The organism is Ectobacillus sp. JY-23 (genome assembly GCF_023022965.1).
Taxonomy (GTDB): domain Bacteria; phylum Bacillota; class Bacilli; order Bacillales; family Bacillaceae_G; genus Ectobacillus.
This window is the reverse complement of record NZ_CP095462.1, coordinates 3,394,274-3,418,552: the sequence shown is the minus strand read 5'-3', so window position 1 is coordinate 3,418,552 and position 24,279 is coordinate 3,394,274. Positions and strand designations below refer to the sequence as shown.

Genomic DNA, 24,279 nt, shown 5'->3' with positions numbered 1-24,279 from the left:
ACCTCACATCTACTCTCTCTAAATACGCAAGAACAACTTGTAATTTTAATTCCAATCAATATTTGGTCATAGAAAAACTGCCCCCAATTGTTAGACACAACTAACAATTGGGGGGCAGTTCATTTATTCGGCTTCTTTTATTACACGAATCATATCAGCTGGAAAAGGCGCCGTAAATGTGAGCTCCTGCCCGGAAATTGGATGAACGAAGGTAAGCTGTTTACTATGCAGCGCTTGCCTGCTGATTAACGTTCGCATGCCGCCGTACAAATCATCTCCAAGTAAAGGATGGCCAATATACGACATATGAACGCGAATTTGATGTGTACGTCCTGTCTCAAGCTCGAGCTCCACACGACTGCAGTGCACATATTCCTTTAATACACGATAATGCGTCACAGCATACTGTCCGTCTTCATGTACAGTCCGTTCAATAATGCTATCCGCTTTGCGCGCAATAGGTGCACAAATAGTTCCTTCTCCCTGCAATCTTCCATGCACCAACGCTTCATACGTGCGACGAATCGCTTTCACTTTTTGTTGCTCTGACAATATATGGTGCACAAAGCGGTTTTTTGCAATCAGCATAAGCCCTGATGTATCACGATCTAGACGCGTGACAATATGAACGGTATTGCCAGAGCCTTGCTTGTCATAGTGATATAGCAAGGCATTCGCTACACTTCCAGTCGGATGTTCGCGGGAAGGAATCGTGGACATGTAAGGGGCTTTATTTATAACAAGCACTGCTTCATCTTCATATCTCACATCCAACGCAATGTCTTCTGGTTCCATTCCCTCACTGCGCGTCTCAGGCGGAAAGGAGACAACAATCTCATCTCCTTGACACAGCTTATGACGCACGGTGACATGTTCTCCGTTCACAGTAATAGCGCCGCCTCTAAATTTAATATCAGTGAGTGCCGCCTTCGAAATACCTTTTTGACGTAAAAACTCGCGGACAAGCATTTCTTCTTCCGCACGCCAAGTTAACACACATACGCTCATTGATCGGCTACAAACGAATCGCGCACGCGTTTCCAAAATGGAAACGGACGGAAACGAACAAAACGCACTTTTTGATTAGCAACGCGGCATTGAATCGACTTCACATGTTCTTTCACGACCGTTAAATGGTCAATGGTAATCTGCAGACGTTTATCTTTAATCGGACGCAGCACACATGTATGGTGCTTTGGCAAAACAAGTGGAGAACCAACTGTCCGAAAAACACGATTATTAATTGAGGCCATCTCCGCTACTTGAATGGCTTCAATGGACGGATGGATAATGGCCCCCCCAAGCGCTTTATTATAGGCTGTGCTACCGGACGGAGTTGAAATACAAAGGCCATCTCCGCGAAACGTTTCAAAGTATTCACCACGAATTTCCACATCAATAACAAGCGTTCCATCCAAGCTTTTGACAGTCGCTTCATTCATCGCCAAATGTTGCGTTTCTCTTGTTCCATCTGAATAGCGAATAATCACTTCGAGCAATGGATATTCAACTACTTGAAACGGTGTCTTGGCAATCGCATTCACAAGCTTCTCCACTTCGCCGGGCAACCAATCGGCATAAAAGCCCAGATGCCCTGTATGCACACCGACAAATGCCGTTTTATCGAGACGATCGTAATAGCGATGAAACGCATGCAGCAGCGTTCCATCACCGCCTACTGAAATGACAATATCCGGCTCTTCTTCATCGCTGATGAACTTATAATCGAGCAAATACTTTTGCATCGTATCTGCAAGAGCATTTGATGCTTGATCTCCCTTTGACCTGATTGCAAACTTCATAAACTATGCACCCTTTAGTAGTTATTCTGATTCCTTGCGCGAGAAAATTTTTTGAGCCTCTTGAATTTCAAAGCGAATAGAAGACATTTCTTCATCTAAACGAAACGCCGCTTCTGCCGCGCGCTGCAGACGTTCTCGAATCTCTTTAGGAAAACGACCACTGTATTTATAGTTTAAGGAATGTTCAATTGTCGCCCAAAAATTCATCGCTAACGTGCGAATTTGAATTTCAACAAGTACCTTTTTTTCACCGTTAATCGTTTGAACAGGATACGCAATCACAACGTGATACGAGCGATAGCCGCTTTCTTTATTTTGCATAATATAATCCCGTTCTTCCACAATCACAAAATCCTTGCGCTTTCGTAACAATTCTAAGACAGCTTGAATATCATCGACAAATTGGCACATCATCCGTAAACCTGCGATGTCCTGCATCTCTTCTTCCAATTTATGTAGCGAAATATTTCGTTTCGCAGCCTTATCAATGATACTAGGCACAGATTTAACCCGTCCTGTAACAAATTCAATTGGAGAATGCTCTGCCGCTCGCTCAAATTGCGCTCGCATTCCTTTTAGTTTTACCTTTAATTCGGATACAGCCTGTTGGTAAGGAGCCAAAAATTCTTCCCAGTTACGATTCATATCCTTCACCGCCCATCATGCCAAAAAAATCTGTTCTACCTTGTTCACAAGTTCCTCTCCATAATTTGCATTTCCTTCTATGTTTGCTATTAAATACGCCAACTCTTCATGTAATCCTTCCAATTCGATTTCCACATTGTTGACCAAGGTAACAACTTTTATATGTTCGTTCAAATCTTTACAAGAAGACCACACTGTATGCGGAATGCTTACATATACATAGTCTTCACCTTCTAGAATATATAAAAACGCCAATTCATCAGAATCAACAAGCATATGCTGTTTTGCTTTTAACTCATCTACCTGTATATCTACAGGCTTTGCATAAAAAATAAGAGCACGCTCCGTTCGCTCTGCGCTCTCAATCATAATTTTCTTTCTCATCTCCAAACGCCTCCAATAACGCCATTCATAATCAATCTTATTGTAACACAACACATGGCAGAACAAGAAAACATTGAATCAAATTTTAGAAAAAGGGATAATAGCATCTAGATGAATGAAGGAGGCTTATCATGAGACAAGAAATTGAAATCGAGTTTAAAAATATGGTTACAAAAGAGGAATTTCAGACATTATGCGATGCATTCCATATCAAAACGTTTACCACACAAATCAATCATTATTTTGAAACCCCTGACTTTTCTTTACGCAATGAAGGCTCTGCGCTTCGTATTCGAGAGAAAAACAATACCTATACGCTTACGCTGAAGCAACCCGCCCAAATTGGGTTACTAGAAACACACCAATCCCTTACAAAAGCAGAAGCAAAACAAATTATTCAAACGGGTGTGATTCCAGACGGCCCCATTGCAATTCAGCTTGAAAATCTGGGTATCCCACGCACCCTCACATATTATGGATGCCTGTCCACAGAGCGTGCCGAAATACATTATCAAGACGGTCTGCTTGTCTTTGACCATAGCTTCTACTTTGACCACAATGATTATGAATTAGAATATGAAGTTACAGACGAAGAAAAAAAGAAGGATTTTCTTTCCTTACTTCGTTCATACAATATTCCGATGCGTTCTACACAAAATAAAGTGCAACGCTTTTTTCTTGCCAAACAACAAAATGCTGACTAAACTAACAGAAGCAAAACGGTTTATTTGCTCTATATAAAGCACACTTGCTACAATACACTTATATTTACGGTAAAAGGAGCAGGCAAAGTATGAATCAAAATCCACAATCACCATATGAAGCTCTTGGCGGCGCAAAAGAGATAGAAGCGCTCGTTGATACATTTTATTCGTACGTGAGTCAGCATCCTGATCTCATCCCCATTTTCCCGAGCGATCTAACAGAAACCGCTCGAAAGCAAAAGCAGTTTTTAACACAGTACTTTGGCGGTCCTCCGCTATATACAAGCGAACATGGACATCCGATGCTGCGTGCGCGTCACTTGCCTTTTACAATTACACCGAAACGAAGAGATGCATGGCTGTCTTGTATGCACCGTGCCTTGGATGATCGAGGTATTGAAGGACCACTCAGAGACTTTATATGGGATCGCTTACGGCTCACTGCAGAGCATATGACAAACTCTCCGGATGAAATGAGTGAGGACTATGATTAATTCGGATGCGATGCCGATTTTCTTTCATTCTCATAAACCGGTGGAAGTGTATCTGTTTACAGACCCACTCTGTCACGATTGTAGAATAATGGACCCTTTTTTAATTAGACTTATCCATGAATACGGTCATTATTTTACAGTTCGTCGTGTACTGACAGGAAAAGCGGCCGGAACAGCACATAGTGCAAATCGTTTAACAAATGCACGCTTTGTATGGGAAAAAACAACTAGCTTATACGCGTTTTCTTGCAACGGAAAAACTGACATGCATCGCGGAGACACCTCACCTTACATGCCTTCGCTGGCTATTAAGGCTGCGGAAATGCAAGGACGAAAAGCCGGGTTGCGATTTTTACGCAAGCTGCAGGAACGCCTCTTTTTACGCGAAGGTACCCCTGATTTTAATACCATGCTTGCATGCGCGGAGGACAGTGGAATTGATGTAGCTGAATTTGCAGAAGACCTCCATGCTGACCGTGTTCGCAAGGCCTTTCAATGCGATTTAAAGTTTGCAAACGAAATGCAAATCACAGAAGTTCCTTCGCTTGTTTTTCTCCATACGAATGCTCACGAAGATGGCATTAAAGTCTCAGGTCTGTACACGTATGATATTTATGTACAAGTTTTACAAGAAATTATAAACGAGCAACTAGTACCGCAAGCTTTACCCCCAATGGAAGATCTTATCGGAGAATACGAATTTTTATCTACAAAAGAGTTGGCTATTATTTATGACTTATCTTTAGCACAAACAGAATGTGAACTTAAAAAATTAATTTTAAAGAGAATCGTACGACAGATTCCGACAGAAAGAGGTATTTATTGGAAGCATGTATAATAACATGCTTTTTTCTCTATAAAACCATTTTTTTGCTGACTGAGAGAATCATTTAAATATTGTTGCAAGACAGGACATACAGCTTATACAGAAAAAGACCCGGTGCAAAGCACCGGGTCTTTTTCTTACGGCTTATAAAAATTTAAAGGGGATGGGAGAAATTTTCACGTTCAAACAAAGGGGTATATGTTTGTTTGTGAATTCGTTCACGCTTATTATATTACAAGATTCGACGTCAGATGACAACCTGTATTTTTGCTATTTCACAAAAATGTCACATTCTAAACGCTTTCATTTTTGAATACACTATTTCTAAGAAACGAACAGGGAGTGAAAGCGCTATGAAAATAAAAATCTTTACTAGTATAACAATCATTACCATCGTATTTATCATTTACATATTGTCTCTACTCGAAATTGTGCCTCTAATTTTGTCTGTCCCGCTTCTTTTTATAGCTATTGTAGCAGTAGTCAGTTTTTGGACTGACCGCAACCGATTTAAAGGATTTAGATAGAATAAGAAAAGCGGATGCGGCTCGCTCAGCTCCATAGGGCTGAGGTTCTCGACACAAAAAGGCGCTTTTTGCCTTTATGGGGCGAGGTTCTCAGACCGGCGGAGCTTGCCGCTGGAGCTGGACATCAAGAAAAGCGGATGCGGCTCGCTTAGCTCCATAGGGCTAAGGTTCTCGACACAAAAAGGCGCTTTTTGCCTTTATGGGGCGAGGTTCTCAGACCGGCGGAGCTTGCCGCTGGAGCTGGACATCAAGAAAAGCGGATGCGGCTCGCTTAGCTCCATAGGGCTAAGGTTCTCGACACAAAAAGGCGCTTTTTGCCTTTATGGGGCGAGGTTCTCAGACCGGCGGAGCTTGCCGCTGGAGCTGGACATCAAGAAAAGCGGATGCGGCTCGCTCAGCTCCATAGGGCTAAGGTTCTCGACACAAAAAGGCGCTTTTTGCCTTTATGGGGCGAGGTTCTCAGACCGGCGGAGCTTGCCGCTGGAGCTGGACATCAAGAAAAGCGGATGCGGCTCGCTCAGCTCCATAGGGCTGAGGTTCTCGGTACAAAAAAAACTTGCGCCGCAGCGCAAGTTTTTATTCTTCAAACAACAATCGCTCTAGCTCATCTAATTTTTCAGCGAACACTTGAAGTGCTTCTTCTATTGGCTTAGAAGATGTCATATCTACACCGGCTTTTTTCAACACTTCGATTGGGTAATCAGAGCTACCCGCTTTTAAGAAGTTATCAATGTAGCGTTTCACCGCAGGCTCGCCCTCTTCTAAAATCTGCTTAGATAGCGCAGTTGCCGCACTGAAGCCCGTTGCGTATTGATACACATAGTAATTGTAGTAGAAATGCGGAATACGCGACCACTCCAGACCGATTTCCTCATCAATGACAAGGTTGTTTCCAAAGTACTTCTTATTAAGATCGTAGTATAGTTCCGTTAATAAGTCAGGTGTTAACGCCTCGCCTTCTTGCGCCTTCATATGAATGAGGTGTTCAAACTCAGCAAACATTGTTTGACGGAACACTGTACCACGGAATCCTTCTAAATAATGATTTAACAAGTACAAACGTTTTTTCTTATCGTCTGTCGTCTTAAGCAAGTAATCGTTTAACAACGCTTCATTGCATGTAGATGCAACTTCTGCGACGAAAATAGAATAGTCTCCATACACATACGGTTGATGCTTTCTTGTGTAATAGCTGTGTACAGAATGACCGAACTCATGCGCTAATGTGAACAGGTTGTTTACATTGTCATGCCAGTTCATTAAAATGTACGGATTTGTACCATATGCACCTGAGGAATAGGCACCGCTGCGCTTGCCCTTGTTTTCATACACATCTACCCAGCCATCTGCGTATGCTTGCTTCAAAATTTCCACATACTCGTCTCCTAACACAGCAAGAGACTTCAATAATAATTCTTGTGCTTCTTCATATGACACTTCCATCTTGACTTCCTTAACAAGCGGCGTGTACAAATCATACATATGCAGCTCATCTACACCAAGCGCACGTTTACGAATGTCAATATAACGATGCAACAGGTGCAAATTATCATTTACTGTGCCGACTAATTGGTCGTACACACTTTCCGGAATACTATTGTTCGCAAGAGCTGCTTGTCTAGCAGAATCATACTTGCGGACACGCGCATAAAAGTTATTACGCTTCACAGCGCCACTCAGTGTGCTGGCCAATGTATTTCTATACTGACCATACGTATCGTATACGGCTTTAAACGCATCATGACGTACACGCTGGTCTTCGCTTTCTAAAAAGCGAATATAGCGCCCATGCGTCACCTCTACCTCTTCACCGTTTTCATCCGTAATTTCCGGAAACTTCAAGTCCGCATTGTTTAACATTCCAAACGTATTGCTCGCAGTGCGTAGCGCGTCAGATGCTTGCGCTAAAATTGCTTCCTCATTCTCAGACAATACATGTGGACGCTGACGGTTAATTTCTTCTAAAGAATGTGCATACAGAGCTAAGTCTTTATTCTCTGTTAAAAATGCCTGTAGCTTTTCCTCCGGTACAGCTAAAATCTCCGGCACAATGTATGCTGTGCTGCTAGAAAGCTCCGTATACAAATTTGTTGCCCGATCATTTAAAGCTTGGTAAAAAGAATTCGTTGTGTCTTGATCGTATCGCATATGTGCGTATGTATATAACTTACCGAGACGAAGCGATACCTCATCTTGATACTGAAGCATTTCAAGCAATTGCTGAGAGGATTCGCCAAGCTTTCCTTTAAAATCAACAAGCTTCGGCAGCAATCCTTTTACTTGTTCAAACTCTTTTTCCCATTCTTGATCAGATGCGAAAATATCTTCAAGCTTCCACATGTATGCCTTGTCCAGTTCCTCACGACGCGGCAATTTATTTACTGTTTTTTGCTCTGACATAATAAATCCCTCCTTTTTTCTTACCATTCGATTTTCTTCGTCTTATTCCTGCCAGACGCTTCTATTATATCCTATTTTCTTCTAGTGATGTTGTAGGAAACAAAGCAGCGGTATGTTGTATAACTTCTTTATCCATCACGTATGCTTCCGTTTCTCCAAAAGGGAGCAGCGGCTCTCTAAGCTTCTGGTACGTATAAATATCTTGCTGCGCCAACATACCAGTTCCACAAAGAAATTGAAAATACTCCAACAAAGCCTTCTTCGGCAAAGCAGGTGATAAATATGGCAACCGTCTTATCTTCACCATTTTCATCAGACGATTGTATATATAGGGTGCAGCAAACGTATCTCCTGTTGAGAAACATCCTAGCTCTTCTAATAAAATGTGCGTTTGCCACAATATGGGTGCTGTATGAAATGTAATAAGCGAAGGTAAAGGGATTAAAGCCTCAGGAGGAAAACAACCAGGAGAAATTCCTTTATTGTAGAGATATTTCAAAAAGGGTGATTGTGGATGCTTTAGGTAAAGACTATTCTGACGCCATATTGTCTTTTTACGATTCCATTCGTGTTGCAAAGTTTTTATACTTAAGCACTGCTGTGAAATAATATGCGAGAATTGGGCAGTTCGTAATGAATGGGGAATGATATGTGAGAAAGCTGTAGCGGATGAAAATGGGATAAGAGGGGTGCACTGCAGTATGATCATTGCTTCTGGACAGAAGTAGAGAAGACCAGTTTGTTGCACAGACAAAGCTTGCATATCTGATAGATATAACCAATGGGAGCCTCGGCGTTTCATTTGACTGCCGCCCCAAATCCATATGACTCGAATGCCTTGCCGCCAATACGACATTGTACGCTTTAACAGCAACTCACGAGATATCCTTGAACATTGATACTCAATTGCAATGCTAATATCTCGGTTGGAAGCTATTAAGTCCGGACGCTGCGCAATACTCGGTATATATCGTTCTATTTCCACATCAAATTTTTGCCTATGCAACCATTGATAGAGCTTTTCTTTTCCTTTCAAATGATAAGCTGACTCTCTCTCGAATTCTGGACAATTGCTTGTACGAATATGAGCAAAGTGGGGTTGATTTTGGCTACCTATCTTTAGATGTACAGGTTCATTGCATACTGGACAGAAAAAAGTCGTTTGCTTCCGTAAAATCCGGAGCTGCGCTTTACTAGTAGCGTGCAGCACGTTGTAGGTTCGTTTCTGCGCATCTATTGCGACAAACACGTTATCACACTCCTTTTTGCTTTCCTTTCGACACAATCTTTATTTATCCTCCTTGACAATAAAAAATATTCAGCCTGTCCGTACTAACAGGTTGAAGATGACGAGCATATACTAGTACATGCTTATGGAAAGGAGTGAATGACGTTGCTTCAAACCCCTCGACTCAAGGCAGCAAGCCACGTAGAAGGAACACTTCCCGCCACAACCTCCTCCGTACTTTCAATAACAGTACAGCGCTTCTTCGCAAATGTTCTTTTGAGTATCGGCACGACGAATATTAATGCTCCTAGCTTTCAAACAGATAGTGGCACCTCTCTCCCAAGTGGAGGCTTACCAAGCGTTCCGGCGAATGGATACATGAACGTGTTTGTAGGTGGCGAACTGCAGCCAGCTGGTCGTATATCATTAACATCGATTCGTCTGACGATAACAGGTACGTCCTTATCGTTAATTGCCGTGCCGGTTTCACTTATTGTTTACACATTTACAGGCGTGTCGTCTTCTTCCATACAAAATTCTTTATCCATACAAACAGATATTTACACGTAAGGAGTGAATATATGGGACTTAAAAAATTGAATGCTATCGCAACAAGTACAATTCAGGGGACTATTACAGTAGCGACAACAACAACGATTATCCCCAGCGTACAACGATTTTTTGCCTCTGTTACTCTATCGTTAGGCTCTTTTACAATCGGTGCCAGCAACTTCAGGAACGATAATGGCAATACTATTTCAACACTGCCATCTCCCCCTGTGTCTGGATACTATAATGTATATATAAACGGAAACCTTCAGCCTGCAGGAAGCGTCATTTTGGCAACAACAGGCCTAACGATAGCAAGCACATTATCAGCACTTTCCTCCATTGCTATTGAGGTTGTTGATCTTTCTAACGTTGCTTCCAATTCAACCGCCTCTAATAATTTCACTGTAACAACCGATATTACATCCTAGTTATGTTTCCACTGTGGTATCAATAACTAAGCTGCCCGTATTAATCGTAGATGTAGAAGTTGCTGTCGTTTGGACACTTTCAATGACAACAGGAACCCCAACCAAAACTTCAGCACCAATACGCACATTCGTCGTTGTAAGTACCGTTAAGCTGCCTTGCTGTAACACACCGTTCACATATACGTTAACAAATACATTTGTCCCAGGAACAGGCAATACGGTTGCTGGATTACCTGCGTCATCCTCAAAACTTGCAACCGGAATATTTGTTTCACCCGTTGTAATCATTCCTGCATCTACAATAGCAACATACCTTGCAGCAACAGGTGTTACAGTAGTGGTTGTGTTTGCTGTTGCATTTCCTTGAAACGTACTGTTCGCTTGCACAAATAACTTAACCAATCTAGGTGGCATGTCAATCCCCCTATTTTAAAATTTTCACAAACTGCAAAATAATTGGAACACCTCTAACTGGAATATCCTCTGTGCACAATAGTAATCTACCTTTTTCAACGCGATAATTACAAGCGGGCTGTAATACCCCGTTAATAAATACATTCAGATACGATACTTCTCTAGGATCATAAATACGTTGCTCTGTTACCCCATCACAATCTGTATATACCCTTTTTTGCCCATCTGAGTAGGTGTAATAACCCATGGTTTCCGCGCGAGCTGGAGATTTTACCTTAACTACACAATCAGCTACCGCACGTGCAGGTAAAAAAGGCGGAGGAGTGAAACAATTTCTATGTCGTTCCATTGTTATGCCTCCCTCTGCATTTTATCGTTACATGCAAACCAACAGATTATAACTATAAACAAAATACTCACTTTGGAGAAGATAGTGCCTGTTCACCTATAATAATGGAGAAAGCAAGCGGTATGCCGATTCAACAATGCGCATGACAAATCGCCTATTTTGAAAACGAGCGATATGAATATCCCGAGAAACCGTTAAATCTGTTTCAAAGTCTGTGACAAGTTTTTGAACACTATCTGTACCATACAAGAAAGCATTTACTTCAAAATTTAAGTGAAAACTGCGCATATCCATGTTTGCCGTGCCGATAGAAGCAATGCTTTTGTCCACAATCACAATTTTGCTATGCAAAAACCCTTGTTCATATTCATATATGCGTACACCTGCTTCAAGCAACTCGGGAAAGTAGGAACGAGAAGCATAAAATACAGTTCGCTTATCCGGCTTTGCAGGCATTAAAAGCCTAACATCTAGACCTGCTAATGCTGCAATTTTAAGCGCTGATAAAATATCATCATCAGGAATGAAATAAGGAGTGGCCAGCCAAATCGATTCTTTTGCTGACGTAATCATCGCAAAATACAAGTGTTTAATTGTTTCCCACTTATTATCCGGCCCGCCCGCGATTAACTGCACACCCCCATCCTTTCTTGGCAAACGCTCTGCTGCCATATAAATTGGATTTACTAATGTTTCTCCGGTCATATAAAACCAGTCCTGCAGAAAAATAAGCTGCAAGCTTTGCACCGCTTCTCCCTTCAGATACAGGTGCGTATCACGCCAAAAGCCAAAATACTCATCCTTGCCTAGATACTCATCACCTATGTTCAGTCCACCAATAAAACCTTCATTTCCATCTACAACAATGATTTTCCGGTGATTTCGGTAATTAATCTTATCGTTTAAAATAGGAACACGGACAGGAAAAAAGGGGACAATCTCAACACCTGCATCTGTCATATCCTTAATATATTTTTTAGAAAGCCGAAAACTTCCTACTGCATCATATAAAAATCGCACATGCACGCCTTGTTTTGCTTTTTTGATTAATAGCTCCTTAATTTGCGTACCAATTCCATCATGGCGTACAATATAGTACTCCATATGTATATGATGCTTTGCTTGTTCCAGCGTTTCTAAAATAGCCGCAAATGTTTCTCCACCATTTGTTAATACTTTTGTCTCTGTACGAAAGGATACATGCGAAGTTCCGATACGTTCCGCCAACTGCAACAATACACTTTGCTCTTCATGTAACTCAAGATACTCTTCTCTCTCTTGCATACTTTCCTTATAACGAGAAAACGCCTGTTCATCTAATAGCCCTTTACGTGCAAAAATCCGCTTTCTACGAAAGTTTTGCCCAAACAATAAGTACGCAAAAAAGCCAATAACCGGGAAAATCCCTAATACAATCAACCAAGTCAAGGTTTTTGACGGTTGTCTATTCTCAAGAAAAATAACAAAACCGATTAATACACCCGAGATTGTAAACAAAGTGCTAAATATTCCAAACAAAGAAACATTTTCAATATATATATCCAGCGCTTCGCCATATTGAACGACAATAAAAAGGACAAATAGTATAACAAACAAAAAAATTAACTTTACAATTTTTTTCACGAAACTCCCCCCTGTTTTTATTATGCCACAAAATGACATAAGTAAGAAAATCACAAACAAAAGTTGCTTTATAAAAAGAACACGTGTATTTTGACATAAAAAAACCGATTTCCAGAAATAGAAATCGGTTTAACTTAGCGGCGGAAAGTGCTGACGAATCGTATCTAGCGCTTGTTCCGCAACAATTTGTTTACCGTACTCTTGTACGCGATGAACGGTCATGGCAGACTCTTCTCCGTACTCCAAAATCATACTTAAAATCGTATCCATTTCCTCTTCATCATGTAACATTTCATCAAATTCTACATATAAATAGTATCGTTCGTCAAATACATACAGCTCATTTTTCACATCTACTAGTTCCATTCGATGACTTAGGGCAATAACGTCTTCAAAGCTTGCAAATTTAACAAGAAACTCTAAAATACCCTCTTTACTTACATAAGAAAAATCTTCTTCTTCAAGCTGCTGATCAAACAGGGCCTCTAAATTTTCATCCAATGGAATATCAATAATTTTATCTAAAAGCGGCAACTCAAGCTTTTGCCCGTCTTTAGAAAGCTGTGCTCTTGTTACAACGACCTCAATTCCTTTTTCGAGAGCCTGCACTTGAATCCACAACGGACCATCAGCAAAAAAGTCATCCTGGTCACGCGCTTCATCCATCATTTCCCAAAACAATTGCTCACTGCGCTCTCGATCTTGCCATATCTCATCCCGGCTAAAACCGCGCTCTTCAATATCTACATATGTTATATAAAATTTGACTGTATTTTCATTTACTCTTTCGATTTCCATTTCAGTCTCTCCCTTCTTATCTTATGTTGTTCTATGAAGGGACCCCTCCTAGAATGTGTCTCATAAATCATATCATGTTTAGGGAAAATCACCTAAAAATCTTGTACTCTCATTTTATGATAACAAGACGCAGAATGGAAATAAAATAACTGCTTTTATGAAAAACAATTATTTGCCTATTCGACAAACTTAGAACGATTCCGATTCTTGACAGGGTCAACCTATTATCTTATAGTGAGTAAAGTAATTGTAATCTTACAATGCTTGCACACGGACGCCTTTCATCCGTACGCATATAGAGGAATAAACGGGGGAAATTACTATGGAACTAGATTTTCTGATGTCCGTATTGGTCATTATCGGTATTGATATTGTCTTGGGCGGGGATAATGCCATTGTTATAGCTCTAGCTAGCCGTAACCTGCCAGCTCAACAGCGTAATAAAGCCATTTTTATTGGAACAGGATTAGCAATTCTAATTCGTATTTTACTTACCATTGTTGCTGTATACTTACTAAAAATTCCATTCCTGCAGCTTGTTGGAGGTATATTGCTGTTGTTTATTGCCTATAACTTGCTGACAGATGACGGTGATGATTTATCTAATATTAAAGCAGGGGCGACTCTTAGTGCTGCCATCCGTACAATCGTTTTCGCTGACATTGTCATGGGGTTTGATAATATTTTAGCGATTGCTGGCGCGGCTAATGGACACATTATACTAGTTGTACTTGGATTATTAGTCTCTGTACCTATTATTGTATGGGGCAGCAAAATTATTTTGACACTTATGGAAAGATTTCCTGCTTTAGTATATGTCGGTGCGGGCATTTTGGCATATACTGCCGGCACAATGATGCTACATGAACCAAGATTAGAAGGCTTTTTTGCAAAGTATCCAATCATAGACTACGCATTACCAATTGGTATGGTTCTTCTTGTACTATTAGTAGGTTACACAATGAATCAAATAAAAATGAAAAAGGCCCATCAATAAACATATTCGAAAAAAAAGGTTTTTTTCCTTTTAAAGAGAACTCATATCATATAAAAAATCGGACAAGATGATGTCCGATTTTTTTATATCTATTTAATTGACTAGCTTTTGTGCTTCACGTAATTGGAATGTACGAACAGTACGAGGTAAGAAACGACGAATTTCATCTTCGTTATATCCCACTTGCAGACGCTTTTCATCAATAATGATTGGACGGCGTAAAATGCCAGGGTGATCTTGAATTAGCTTATATAAATCTTGAAGCGGCATAGATTCCACTTGCACATCAAGCTCTTGAAAAATTTTAGAACGAGTTGAAATGATTTCATCAGTTCCGCTTTCTGTCATACGAAGAATTTCTTTAATTTCATCAACCTTTAATGGCTCCGAAAAAATATTTCTCTCTGTATAAGGAATATGGTTTTCCTCCAACCATGATTTTGCCTTCCTACAAGACGTACAACTTGGCGAACTATATAACGTTACCATCATGCACTCACTCTCCTTTGTCGAGTATAGAATTGCCATTCTAACGTAATGAACACCTAAGTGAAATTCATTTTCAAATTACAATTACTTTAAATAAGTAACTCAATACCCATTATACAACAAGTTATTCAAGAAATATATATTAATTTCTTTAAAAATACAGGAAAAAACTTATACAAAATGTGTACAAAACGTAAGATATTTAAAAACATTGTTGTGAAATGTCGATATTTTAAAAAAAATTAACCTTCTATTTACAAATTAACTCAATTACAATAATAAATAGACGTATATGAGACAGGAGGATAAAAATGATTGCCTATATGATAGACTTTATAGTAGTCGCAATTCTTGTAATTGGACTAACAGCAACGATTGGAATTTTAACGAACGGCATCGGCGAAGCAATTGGCAGTAAGAATAAAAAGAAATTTGTAAATAAAAGCACAGCGGTCCAAACGAATTGGAAGATGGTAGGTGGAAACGGCATTTACAAGAAAAAAACATATTAAAAAGCCACCAAAAATTGGTGGCTTTCTCTTATTGATACAACTCTTTATATCTCTTATATTCTGCTTCAGAGCACAATACAAAATGCCCAGGACGAACTTCACGCATCATCGGCTCTTCTCCGCCGTAGTTGTGCTGAGAAGGATCGTATACAATACGTTTACGATTGCGCTCATAATCTGGATCCGGAAGTGGAATCGCAGAAAGAAGCGATTTTGTATACGGGTGAATTGGGTGTTCATACAACTCTTCACTTGTCGCCAACTCAACGATCTTACCGTGATACATAACACCAATGCGATCACTAATATATTTAACCATAGACAAATCGTGGGCGATAAATAGATATGTTAGTCCCTTTTCTTTTTGCAATTTTTTCAATAGGTTAACAACCTGCGCTTGGATAGAAACGTCCAATGCGGAGATTGGCTCGTCAGCGATGATGAACTCAGGTTCAACAGCTAACGCACGCGCAATACCGATACGCTGTCTTTGACCACCGGAGAACTCATGCGGATAACGGCTCGCATGCTCACGGTTTAGACCTACTGTTTCCAATAGTTCGTAAACGCGGCGCATACGATCTTCTTTATTTTTCGCAAGACCGTGAATATCAATGCCTTCTGCAATAATATCAGCAACTGTCATACGTGGATTCAAAGATGCATATGGATCTTGGAAGATCATTTGCATTTTACGATTAAACTTCTTCAAAGCTGCTTTAGATTTTTTGCCATGAACATTTTCACCATCAAATAATACCTCACCAGCTGTTGCATCGTACAAACGAATGATTGTACGGCCTGTTGTAGATTTACCGGAGCCGGATTCCCCTACAAGACCAAACGTTTCACCTTTGTAGATATCAAACGTAACATCGTCAATTGCTTTGACAACGCCGCCGCCTACTTTAAAGTATTGCTTCACGTTCTTAACTTCAATCAATTTTTCGCGATTGTTAGACATTACGCTCCCCCTCCTTCATTTGACGAATACGGCTTTGTACAATTTCAGGAGGCGCAACATGCGGCGCATCTTCATGAAGCAACCAAGTTGCTGCATAATGCGTATCGCTCACTTTGAACATTGGCGGCTCCATTTCGAAATCAATCTTTAGTGCCTGTGGGTTACGTGCAGCAAATGCATCACCTTTTGGCGGCTTAATCAAGTCTGGCGGTGAACCAGGAATTGCATATAGTTCTTCGTCTTTACCATCAAGACTTGGCATAGAAGCTAATAGACCCCATGTATATGGATGCTTTGGATTGTAGAAAATCTCATCGACCGTACCGATTTCTACAATTTTTCCTGCATACATAACGGCAACACGGTCAGCAACGTTTGCTACTACACCAAGGTCATGCGTGATGAAAATGATAGCAGCTTCTGTTTTTTGCTGAATATCCTTCATGAGCTCCAGGATTTGCGCTTGGATTGTTACATCAAGTGCAGTAGTTGGCTCATCGGCAATTAACAGCTTTGGATTACATGCAAGTGCAATCGCAATTACAACACGCTGTCTCATACCGCCAGAGAATTGGTGCGGATATTGCTTCAAGCGGGCTTCAGGATTTGGAATACCTACCAAGTCAAGAAGCTCAAGTGCTACCTTACGAGCATCTGCTTTGCTCATGTTTTGATGCTTGATTAAACCTTCCATGATCTGGTTGCCAATTGTCATCGTTGGATTTAGGGATGTCATTGGGTCTTGGAAAATCATAGATACTTCTTTACCACGAATTTGTTGCATTTCTTTTTCACTTAGCTTAGCCAAATCACGACCGTCAAACAAAATCTCACCCTGCTTGATGCGTCCCGGCGGGTTAGGGATTAACCCCATTAACGCTTTAGATGTTACTGATTTACCTGAACCGGATTCTCCTACAATTGCCAGTGTTTCTCCTTTTTTCAGGTCAAAGCTGACACCGCGTACTGCGAATACTTCGCCGGCATGCGTATCAAAGGAGACATGCAGATCTTTTACTTCTAATAATTTTTCCATTCCACTCTCTCCTTTCTATTTTACTTACGCATTTTCGGATCTAGAGCATCGCGCAATCCGTCTGCCAACAAGTTTAAGCTCAAGATCAATAAGCTGATTACAATTGCCGGAACGAACATAACGTGTGGATATGTTTGAATGGATTTGTAACCATCATTTACAAGAGAACCAAGAGATGCGAACGGCGGACGAATACCAAGACCAATGAAGCTTAGGAACGCTTCTGCAAAAATTGCGCCTGGAATCGTGAACATCGCCATAACAATAATTGGCCCCATTACGTTTGGAATTAAGTGTTTTGCAATTAATTTACCGTTAGATGCACCCAATGTGCGGGAAGCCAACACGTATTCTTGCCCTTTTAGCTTCAATACTTGACCACGTACGATACGGGACATACTAATCCAGCCAGTAATAACAAGAGCAAGTGAAATAGAGATTACACCTGGCTCTAAAATGATAACGAACAAAATTACTATAATCAGGAACGGAATACCGTTTAAAATTTCAGCAAAACGCTGCATGATATTATCAACCCGACCGCCATAAAACCCGGATATACCACCGTAGGTGACACCGATAATCATATCAATGGCGGCAGCCAACAAACCAATATATAGAGAAACACGAGTTCCTTCCCAGGTTCTTGTCCATAAATCACGGCCAAGATCATCTGTTCCAAACCAGAAGTATTCTTTAATGCCGCGTTTTTCGTATTGATCCACACCGTATTGGTCTACACCGTCAAGTCCAAGAAACGCAACATGCTCAAGAACAGGTACTTTAGGAGGTAATTTAGCACGGTTCAAATCTTGATCTTTGTATGAATACTTGCTCATCATCGGACCGAATGCCGCGAAGAAAACAACAATCATGAATACGATCAAACCGGCAGTTGCACCTTTATTTTTAAATAAACGTCTTCTCACATCTTGCCAATAAGTTAAGCTTGGGCGAACAATCTTTTCATTCTCACCCGCTTCTCTGTTTGCGGGCTGAAACAAATCCGGAGACAGGTTTTGTAAATCTTTCATTATTTCTTACCTCCCGCTAAACGAATGCGTGGATCAACAATTCCATACAGCAAGTCCACGATGAAAATAACGATGATGAACAACGCACTATAGAAGATGGTCGTTCCCATGATAACTGAGTAGTCGTTCAATGTAATGGAGTTAACGAACTGCTCTCCAAGACCTGGTACCGAGAAGATACGCTCAATAACAAGCGTTCCTGTCATCAAGTTAACTGCCATTGGTCCTAAGATTGTGATAACTGGAATTAAAGCATTACGCAATGCATGCTTAATTACGATGCCTGTTTGACTTACACCCTTTGCTTTTGCCATTAAGATGTAGTCAGAGTTCATAACTTCAAGAAGCTCTGTACGCGCGAAGCGAGCAATATTCGCTGTTACCGCAACAGATAGTGCAATCGTCGGCAGGATTGTGTAAGAAAAACCTTTCCAGAATGCAACTGGTAGCCACCCAAGTTTTACCCCTACATAGTACTGCAATAATGCAGCAAATACGAAGGATGGAACTGAAATACCTAGTACCGATACAACTGTCGCACCATAGTCGGCCCATGTGTTGTTTCTTAATGCAGCAATGATACCAAGTAATAGTCCAAAGAATGTACCTAGAATCAACGCCTGCAGACCTAGCTGTGCAGAAGGCCCGATACGCGTGCTAATCATTTCTGTTACAGGACGATTGTCGTATTTAAAAGATATGCCTAAATCACCTTGCACCAAATTCGCCATATAACGTGCGTATTGCACAGGTACAGGGTCATTTAGTCCATATTTTTCCAAAATAATTGTTTTTTGCTCCGGTGTCAGCTTTTCTTGGTTTTGCAATGGAGAACCCGGAAGCAGCTTCATTAAGAAGAATGTGAATGTTGTAATCAAAAACAAAGTAATAATCATGTAAATAAAACGTTGTAAAGTATAACGTCCCACACCAGCACCCCCTCATATTTTACGAAATGTTCAAATAATTTACCTTTAGAAAATACCCTTCCCTATATGTAGGAAAAGAAGAGTACATGCCCTTGGCATATACTCTCTTGAACATACGTTCCGTATTTTCTTATTTTTCGATGTAAGCCCACTTAAAGCTGAACTCGCCGCCGAATTTATGATCAATAACGTTCTTTACATACTCTTTCTGAACGAACGCTTTACCGCGTTGGTATACAGGTGCGATAGCCGCGTCTTCAAATAAAATTTTCTCTGCTTTTACTAAGTTGTCCCAGCGTGCTTTCAAATCGGACATATCCGTTTTAGCCTTCTTGATCAACTCATCGTATTCTGCATTAGAGTAACCCATTTGGTTGTGAGCACCGTTTGTTACGAACATATCCATAAATGTCATTGGATCTGGATAATCCGGTCCCCAACCAGCAAAGGAAAGATCGTATTGACCTTCAGATTCAAGCTTTAGCTTTTGTGCAAAAGGTTGTTGCTTAATCGTTACTGTTAAACCAGGTAAATTCTTCTCAAGCTGCTCTTTTAGGTATTCGCCAATTTTTTTGGCATTCTCATTATCAAAGTTTAGCAATTCTAGTTGAACTGTGTCAACACCAACTTCTTTTTTACCATTTTCCCACAGTTTTTGCGCTTCTTTGACATCAGTTTTTGCAAACTTACCGCTTGTTGCTCGGAAATCTTTCTTGTCAGGACCAGAAACAAAATCCTTTGGTACCAATCCATACGCACCAATAGAACCATTATTTAGCAATACGTTTGCAATACCTTCTTTGTCGTATGCCATTGAAATTGCTTTACGAATATCTTTATTCGCAAGAGCTTTGTTCTTTTGATTCAAGCGCATGAAGAATAACGTTGGATCTTGCGTTGTTTTAAATTCTGGACTGCTCTTGTACTTATCCACAAATTCAGCTGACAAACGAGCACGATCAACTGCATTTGTCTCGTACAGGTTAACCTCTGTTGCCGTATCTTTTACAATGTTGAAGTTGATTTCCTCAAGCTTAACTGTTTTGTTATCCCAGTAAGTCGGATTCTTCTTCATTTGGAAGCTTTGCTCATGCTTCCAGTCGCTTAAAACAAACGGACCGTTGTAAAGTGTAGTGTTTGCTTCCAGACCAAATTTTGTGCCTTGCTCTTTTACGTACTTCTCATTTTGCGGATAGAACGTTGGGAACGCTGTTAAGCTTACGAAGTAAGGAATTGCAGTTTCTAATTCAACTTCTAACGTGTAATCATCAATAGCCTTTACACCCAGCTGATCTGCAGGTAATTCACCTTTGTTTACTTTCTCAGCATTCTTAATGTCAAACATAATGTAAGCGTATTCAGCTTTTGTTGCCGGATCTAGCGCACGCTTCCAAGCGAATACGAAATCCTTCGCTGTTACAGCATCACCGTTGGACCATTTTGCATCCTTACGTAATTTGAATACATATTTTTTGCCGTCATCTTTCTTTTCATAAGACTCGGCTACACCAGGTACTTCTTTGTCATCCTTACCAAGTGTATAAAGACCTTCCATTGTGTTGTTCATTACGTTAAAAGATACTGCATCTGTCGCCATTGCTGTATCCATAGAAGGAATTTCGGATGTTTCAACCAAGTTCAATACTTGCTTGTCGGTCCCTTTTTTTGTTTCTGTTGTTTTTGACTGTTTTTCTCCGCCGCATGCACCAAGCAACATACTTGCTGCTATTGTGGACGCAAGAACTGCTGTTTGTTTCTTTTTCATCTTGTTGTAACCTCCTCGCGTTGTTGCAGAAACACTCTCGCTGCCTTCGCAATCACTGTTACTCGTCGCTATAAATAAAAAAAGCGCGAACTTATCGGCAATAGTGATTACGAAAACAGCGCACAGATGTTTATTACTAATTTGTTTCATAAGGCTGACGAAATTTGTCGTCTGGTCTCTACATGTTCAATTATACATATAATCCGACAATTGTGAATATGCTTTTTATATTTTTTATTAAAATTTTTAAGATATAATGTATTTTTTAGATTCTTTGTAAATATTTGTGTGACTTTTCACATAAACCTTACACTTTCGCCCTTAAGTTTCGCTGTTGCGTCCATAAAATGATATAGTATAATGAACTACAACATATATTTTTCGGAGGTAAGCACTTTGAAACGCACCTATTCTCTGTTCGGCTGGCTAATGGGAAGCAGCCTACTTGTGGCATTTATACTTTCTTTTTTCGCAGGAAATCATAATCTCCTGTTGAAATTTGTCGATTTTTCTTTTCTTATTGCACTTCCTTTTTTGATTGTAGGCGGATTTATGTTTATTATTGAACGAGGCGCTTTTAACGTCACACGCTATGCGTTTCGAAAAGTATTTAAATCTACAAAAAAAGAAGCTGTCTTTATTGAGGACGAAGAAGGACCTCTTGATAATAAAGACATTTTATACAGAACTTACTCATTCAAGCCGACATATCCTATTCTGTTAACCGGTGTAGCCTTGGCACTGCTATCCACCATTCTTAGCTTCCTGTTTTTCGTGTAGACTCTGTTAAAGTTTGTTTTTGATTTCCGTTACGGTGATTCTCTTTCCGCATGCAGTCAGGGCGTTTCCTGCACGATGCGCCTGCGGACTCTCCCTTTGACTCGCTCTTCTTTATCAGTTGCATTGCTTTCTGTGAATTTGTTATAATGTAAGTTATACAATATATTGCGTTGATAAAGAGTAGTACATGTCGAGGCGGTTTCAGAGAGCTTGTGGTTGGTGAAAACAAGTACTTGCGCGATATGGAATGGACTTTGGAGCACCAAACCGAACAGTGCAGTAGGCCTTGGCGTTCTCCGGCGTTATCGGAGTAAGAGATTTCGCATATGCGAAATAATTAGGGTGGTACCGCGGTCCATTCGTCCCTAGATTGAGGGATGAATGGGCCTTTTTATTATGTTTAGGAGGGTTTTTTATGGCAGTTATTTTTTCAGGCATTCAGCCGAGCGGCACGATTACAATAGGCAATTATTTAGGAGCTATGAAACAATTTACAGAGCTACAACATGAACATGATTGTTATTTCTGTATTGTAAACCAGCATGCAATTACAGTAGCGCAAGATCCAGTAGCGCTACGCAAAAACATTCGCAGCCTTGCAGCGTTGTATCTAGCGTGCGGCATTGATCCGGATAAATCCACGCTATTTGTACAATCTGAAGTTCCTGCCCATGCGCAGCTTGGGTGGATTATGCAATGCGTATCCTATATAGGTGAGCTAGAGCGTATGACACAATTTAAGGATAAATCAAAAGGAAAAGACGCTGTATCCGCAGCTTTACTTACTTATCCGCCACTTATGGCAGCTGACATTTTATTGTATGGTACAGAAATCGTACCAGTTGGTGATGATCAAAAGCAGCACATTGAACTAACACGCGACTTAGCAGAGCGCTTTAATAATCGTTACCGCGAAGTGTTTACAATTCCTGAAATTCGAATTCCAAAGGTTGGCGCTCGTGTAATGTCATTAACAGAACCGACAAAGAAAATGAGCAAATCCGATCCAAATGTAAAATCTATGATTAGTTTGCTTGATGAGCCGAAGATGATTGAAAAGAAAATCAAAAGTGCAGTTACTGATTCAGACGGTATTGTGAAATACGATAAAGAAAATAAACCAGGTGTCTCAAACCTACTTACAATCTACTCATCTTTTGCAGAAAAAACGATTGAGGAATTAGAAGCGCAATACGAAGGCAAGGGCTATGGAGAATTTAAAGCGGATTTAGCACAAGTTGTTATTGACGCATTAAAACCAATTCAAGACCGTTACCATGAACTAATCAACTCCCCTGAATTGGATGATATTTTAGAGCAGGGTGCGGAAAAAGCGAACCGCGTTGCGATGAAGCAATTACGCAAAGTAGAAAATGCAATGGGACTCAGCAGAAAACGCAGGTAACAAGAAAAGCGGAAGCGCCCTGCTTAGGGGCAGAAGCGGAGGTTCCTTCTCCTGTAAAGGCGCTTTTTGCCTTGCAAGGGGGAGGGTTATCCGCTGGCAGCACCTGGGCGCTGGAGCTAGACACAAGAAAAGCGGAGCTGGCTCGTTTAGGCGCAAAAGCAGAGGTTCTCCGATCGAAAAGGCGCTTTTTGCCTTTATGGGCGGAGGTTCTCTGATGGCAGCGCCTAGCCAGCATAGCTAGACACAAGAAAAGCGGAAGCGCCCTCCTTAGGTGCAGAAGCAGAATAAAAAGCTGTTCCGGAAATGCCGGAACAGCTTTTTAGTTTACTTTTTGTTCTTTTTCAATTTCCCACAACTTCTCAAAAAATGGCTGTCCTTTAACAAGGCGTTCACATAGACTTTCATGCTTATCTGTCCAGCCGTACTTCGTTTCTTCGTACAAGCGCGTCCAGATGTCATCAAAGGCTAAGTTTTGTACATCGCTGTAAGCACTTGGCTCCCACTCTGTATACCAGTAGCGTATTTCCGATGTGTTCTTTGCTGTTCTCAATTGATCCAGCGCCATGAATAATAGCTGTTTAAGCTGTCTCTCTTTTCTTGTTAGTCCGTTCATTATGTAAGGAGAGGGTGATAAAATATGATGTTCCTTCTTGTCTGCTGTAGCTCGCAATTCATAGCTATGCGTTTGCGCATTTTCCATCATTTCATACACCATTTGTTCTTGGCGTGGAATGAGTCTACTTTTGCGAATCGGTACATTATAACCGATTGTATCGACTGCCAGAATACCTTTACCATCAGAAACAACAAAGCAATAATCCAATTGAATTCGCTCATGATTTTTACGGATATATGCCTTTTGGTGTATGTCCTCGAGCAAGCGCGGCGGAAGTTCTGAAAGCTCATTCTCAATGTAATGATACAAAACAGAGTCGACTTTCAAAAGTGGCACTTGATCCAGCAATTCAATGGTGTCATCTTTGCGCCACTCGTAGAAATGACATACATTATAACCGTTTTCTTCACCTTCAAACCAGTTTACCCATACATCATGCAGATACAACATGTCTTACCCCTCACTTCACAACTGTTTGTAGATATCAGTATGGTCACGCGCCGGTAAGTTTATTCCACGAATGGGAATATATTCTGATATTGTATAGATTCTGCATTACTTTTGATTTTCATTCTGAA

General features: G+C 40.6%; 26 protein-coding genes and 1 other annotated feature. Of the genes, 9 read left to right on the top strand and 17 right to left on the bottom strand.

All coding sequences use genetic code 11. The annotated features are described in order from the left end of the window. Positions 1-123 precede the first annotated feature (123 nt). The 4 genes from MUG87_RS17245 to MUG87_RS17230 are packed head-to-tail and all read right to left on the bottom strand — an operon-like array spanning position 124 to position 2,831. A complete protein-coding gene (locus MUG87_RS17245) occupies positions 124-969 on the bottom strand; it encodes an RluA family pseudouridine synthase (RefSeq protein ID WP_247087758.1) in 846 nt (281 codons plus the stop codon). Positions 970-1,004: 35 nt separating this feature from the next. Next, entirely contained in the window at positions 1,005-1,802 is a 798-nt protein-coding gene (locus tag MUG87_RS17240; protein WP_247083808.1) for an NAD kinase, read from the bottom strand. A gap of 21 nt (positions 1,803-1,823) precedes the next feature. After that, on the bottom strand, positions 1,824-2,447 hold the full coding sequence (locus MUG87_RS17235) for a GTP diphosphokinase (RefSeq protein ID WP_247083807.1): 624 nt from the start codon (positions 2,445-2,447) through the stop codon (positions 1,824-1,826). Between the two features lie 15 nt (positions 2,448-2,462). Continuing rightward, positions 2,463-2,831 (bottom strand): UPF0738 family protein, encoded by a 369-nt coding sequence (locus MUG87_RS17230; RefSeq protein ID WP_247083806.1) that lies wholly within the window; start codon positions 2,829-2,831, stop codon positions 2,463-2,465. Positions 2,832-2,962: 131 nt separating this feature from the next. Here MUG87_RS17230 and MUG87_RS17225 point away from each other — a divergent pair, with 131 nt between their 5' ends. The 3 genes from MUG87_RS17225 to MUG87_RS17215 all read left to right on the top strand — a co-directional run bounded on the left by MUG87_RS17225 (position 2,963) and on the right by MUG87_RS17215 (position 4,867). Beyond that, a complete protein-coding gene (locus MUG87_RS17225; RefSeq protein WP_247083805.1) occupies positions 2,963-3,535 on the top strand; it encodes a CYTH domain-containing protein in 573 nt (190 codons plus the stop codon). An 89-nt stretch (positions 3,536-3,624) separates the two neighbouring features. Further along, positions 3,625-4,029 carry a globin domain-containing protein gene (locus MUG87_RS17220; protein ID WP_247083804.1) on the top strand — a complete coding sequence of 135 codons (405 nt, stop codon included), beginning with the start codon at positions 3,625-3,627 and terminating at the stop codon, positions 4,027-4,029. Then, positions 4,022-4,867 (top strand): DsbA family protein, encoded by an 846-nt coding sequence (locus MUG87_RS17215; RefSeq protein WP_247083803.1) that lies wholly within the window; start codon positions 4,022-4,024, stop codon positions 4,865-4,867. The genes MUG87_RS17220 and MUG87_RS17215 overlap by 8 nt, the downstream gene beginning before the upstream one ends. A 1,091-nt stretch (positions 4,868-5,958) precedes the next feature. On the opposite strand, the gene pepF is transcribed toward MUG87_RS17215, so the two are convergent. Then, positions 5,959-7,782 carry an oligoendopeptidase F gene (gene pepF / locus MUG87_RS17210; protein ID WP_247083801.1) on the bottom strand — a complete coding sequence of 608 codons (1,824 nt, stop codon included), beginning with the start codon at positions 7,780-7,782 and terminating at the stop codon, positions 5,959-5,961. Between the two features lie 64 nt (positions 7,783-7,846). Beyond that, positions 7,847-9,031, bottom strand: coding sequence for a competence protein CoiA (locus MUG87_RS17205; protein WP_247083800.1), 1,185 nt, complete (start codon positions 9,029-9,031; stop codon positions 7,847-7,849). Positions 9,032-9,175: 144 nt separating this feature from the next. On the opposite strand from MUG87_RS17205, the gene MUG87_RS17200 reads away from it, so the two are divergent. Further along, entirely contained in the window at positions 9,176-9,580 is a 405-nt protein-coding gene (locus MUG87_RS17200) for a hypothetical protein (protein WP_247083799.1), read from the top strand. A gap of 11 nt (positions 9,581-9,591) precedes the next feature. Further along, positions 9,592-9,990, top strand: coding sequence for a DUF4183 domain-containing protein (locus MUG87_RS17195; RefSeq protein WP_247083798.1), 399 nt, complete (start codon positions 9,592-9,594; stop codon positions 9,988-9,990). Here the strand turns inward: MUG87_RS17195 and MUG87_RS17190 are convergent, their stop codons facing one another. The 4 genes from MUG87_RS17190 to mecA all read right to left on the bottom strand — a co-directional run bounded on the left by MUG87_RS17190 (position 9,991) and on the right by mecA (position 13,174). Continuing rightward, complete coding sequence (locus tag MUG87_RS17190) at positions 9,991-10,404, bottom strand: DUF4183 domain-containing protein (protein WP_247083797.1); 414 nt, start codon at positions 10,402-10,404, stop codon at positions 9,991-9,993. It lies immediately after the preceding gene. Between the two features lie 10 nt (positions 10,405-10,414). Next, complete coding sequence (locus tag MUG87_RS17185) at positions 10,415-10,753, bottom strand: DUF4183 domain-containing protein (protein ID WP_247083796.1); 339 nt, start codon at positions 10,751-10,753, stop codon at positions 10,415-10,417. A 96-nt stretch (positions 10,754-10,849) separates the two neighbouring features. Next, a complete protein-coding gene (gene cls / locus MUG87_RS17180; protein ID WP_247083795.1) occupies positions 10,850-12,376 on the bottom strand; it encodes a cardiolipin synthase in 1,527 nt (508 codons plus the stop codon). Between the two features lie 129 nt (positions 12,377-12,505). Beyond that, a complete protein-coding gene (gene mecA / locus MUG87_RS17175) occupies positions 12,506-13,174 on the bottom strand; it encodes an adaptor protein MecA (RefSeq protein WP_247083794.1) in 669 nt (222 codons plus the stop codon). Positions 13,175-13,496: 322 nt separating this feature from the next. On the opposite strand from mecA, the gene MUG87_RS17170 reads away from it, so the two are divergent. Then, positions 13,497-14,171 carry a TerC family protein gene (locus MUG87_RS17170; protein ID WP_247083793.1) on the top strand — a complete coding sequence of 225 codons (675 nt, stop codon included), beginning with the start codon at positions 13,497-13,499 and terminating at the stop codon, positions 14,169-14,171. A gap of 93 nt (positions 14,172-14,264) precedes the next feature. Here MUG87_RS17170 and spxA read toward each other — a convergent pair whose 3' ends face one another. After that, positions 14,265-14,660, bottom strand: coding sequence for a transcriptional regulator SpxA (gene spxA, locus MUG87_RS17165; protein WP_124565400.1), 396 nt, complete (start codon positions 14,658-14,660; stop codon positions 14,265-14,267). Between the two features lie 311 nt (positions 14,661-14,971). Between spxA and MUG87_RS17160 the strand changes: the two genes are divergently transcribed. Next, positions 14,972-15,172, top strand: a complete 201-nt coding sequence (locus MUG87_RS17160; RefSeq protein ID WP_247083792.1) for a hypothetical protein — start codon at positions 14,972-14,974, stop codon at positions 15,170-15,172. A gap of 28 nt (positions 15,173-15,200) precedes the next feature. On the opposite strand, the gene MUG87_RS17155 is transcribed toward MUG87_RS17160, so the two are convergent. From MUG87_RS17155 to MUG87_RS17135, 5 genes are all read right to left on the bottom strand, one after another. Then, a complete protein-coding gene (locus tag MUG87_RS17155) occupies positions 15,201-16,136 on the bottom strand; it encodes an ABC transporter ATP-binding protein (RefSeq protein WP_247083791.1) in 936 nt (311 codons plus the stop codon). Then, the gene (locus MUG87_RS17150; RefSeq protein WP_247083790.1) at positions 16,129-17,172 is read right to left on the bottom strand and encodes an ABC transporter ATP-binding protein; all 1,044 of its coding nucleotides are present in this window, start codon (positions 17,170-17,172) and stop codon (positions 16,129-16,131) included. The genes MUG87_RS17155 and MUG87_RS17150 overlap by 8 nt, the downstream gene beginning before the upstream one ends. 20 nt (positions 17,173-17,192) lie before the next feature. Then, positions 17,193-18,209, bottom strand: coding sequence for an oligopeptide ABC transporter permease (gene opp3C, locus MUG87_RS17145; RefSeq protein ID WP_247087756.1), 1,017 nt, complete (start codon positions 18,207-18,209; stop codon positions 17,193-17,195). Beyond that, positions 18,206-19,135, bottom strand: a complete 930-nt coding sequence (gene opp3b, locus MUG87_RS17140; protein ID WP_124565349.1) for an oligopeptide ABC transporter permease — start codon at positions 19,133-19,135, stop codon at positions 18,206-18,208. The genes opp3C and opp3b overlap by 4 nt, the downstream gene beginning before the upstream one ends. Before the next feature lie 130 nt (positions 19,136-19,265). Continuing rightward, entirely contained in the window at positions 19,266-20,900 is a 1,635-nt protein-coding gene (locus MUG87_RS17135) for a peptide ABC transporter substrate-binding protein (RefSeq protein WP_247083789.1), read from the bottom strand. Positions 20,901-21,296: 396 nt separating this feature from the next. Here MUG87_RS17135 and MUG87_RS17130 point away from each other — a divergent pair, with 396 nt between their 5' ends. Both MUG87_RS17130 and trpS read left to right on the top strand, forming a co-directional pair. Further along, complete coding sequence (locus tag MUG87_RS17130) at positions 21,297-21,680, top strand: DUF3899 domain-containing protein (protein WP_247083787.1); 384 nt, start codon at positions 21,297-21,299, stop codon at positions 21,678-21,680. 161 nt (positions 21,681-21,841) lie between these two features. Beyond that, positions 21,842-22,050: a binding site (T-box leader), on the top strand. 45 nt (positions 22,051-22,095) lie between these two features. Beyond that, positions 22,096-23,085, top strand: coding sequence for a tryptophan--tRNA ligase (trpS, locus tag MUG87_RS17125; RefSeq protein ID WP_247083784.1), 990 nt, complete (start codon positions 22,096-22,098; stop codon positions 23,083-23,085). A gap of 319 nt (positions 23,086-23,404) precedes the next feature. On the opposite strand, the gene MUG87_RS17120 is transcribed toward trpS, so the two are convergent. Then, positions 23,405-24,151, bottom strand: coding sequence for a YjbA family protein (locus MUG87_RS17120; RefSeq protein ID WP_247083782.1), 747 nt, complete (start codon positions 24,149-24,151; stop codon positions 23,405-23,407). Positions 24,152-24,279 lie beyond the last annotated feature (128 nt).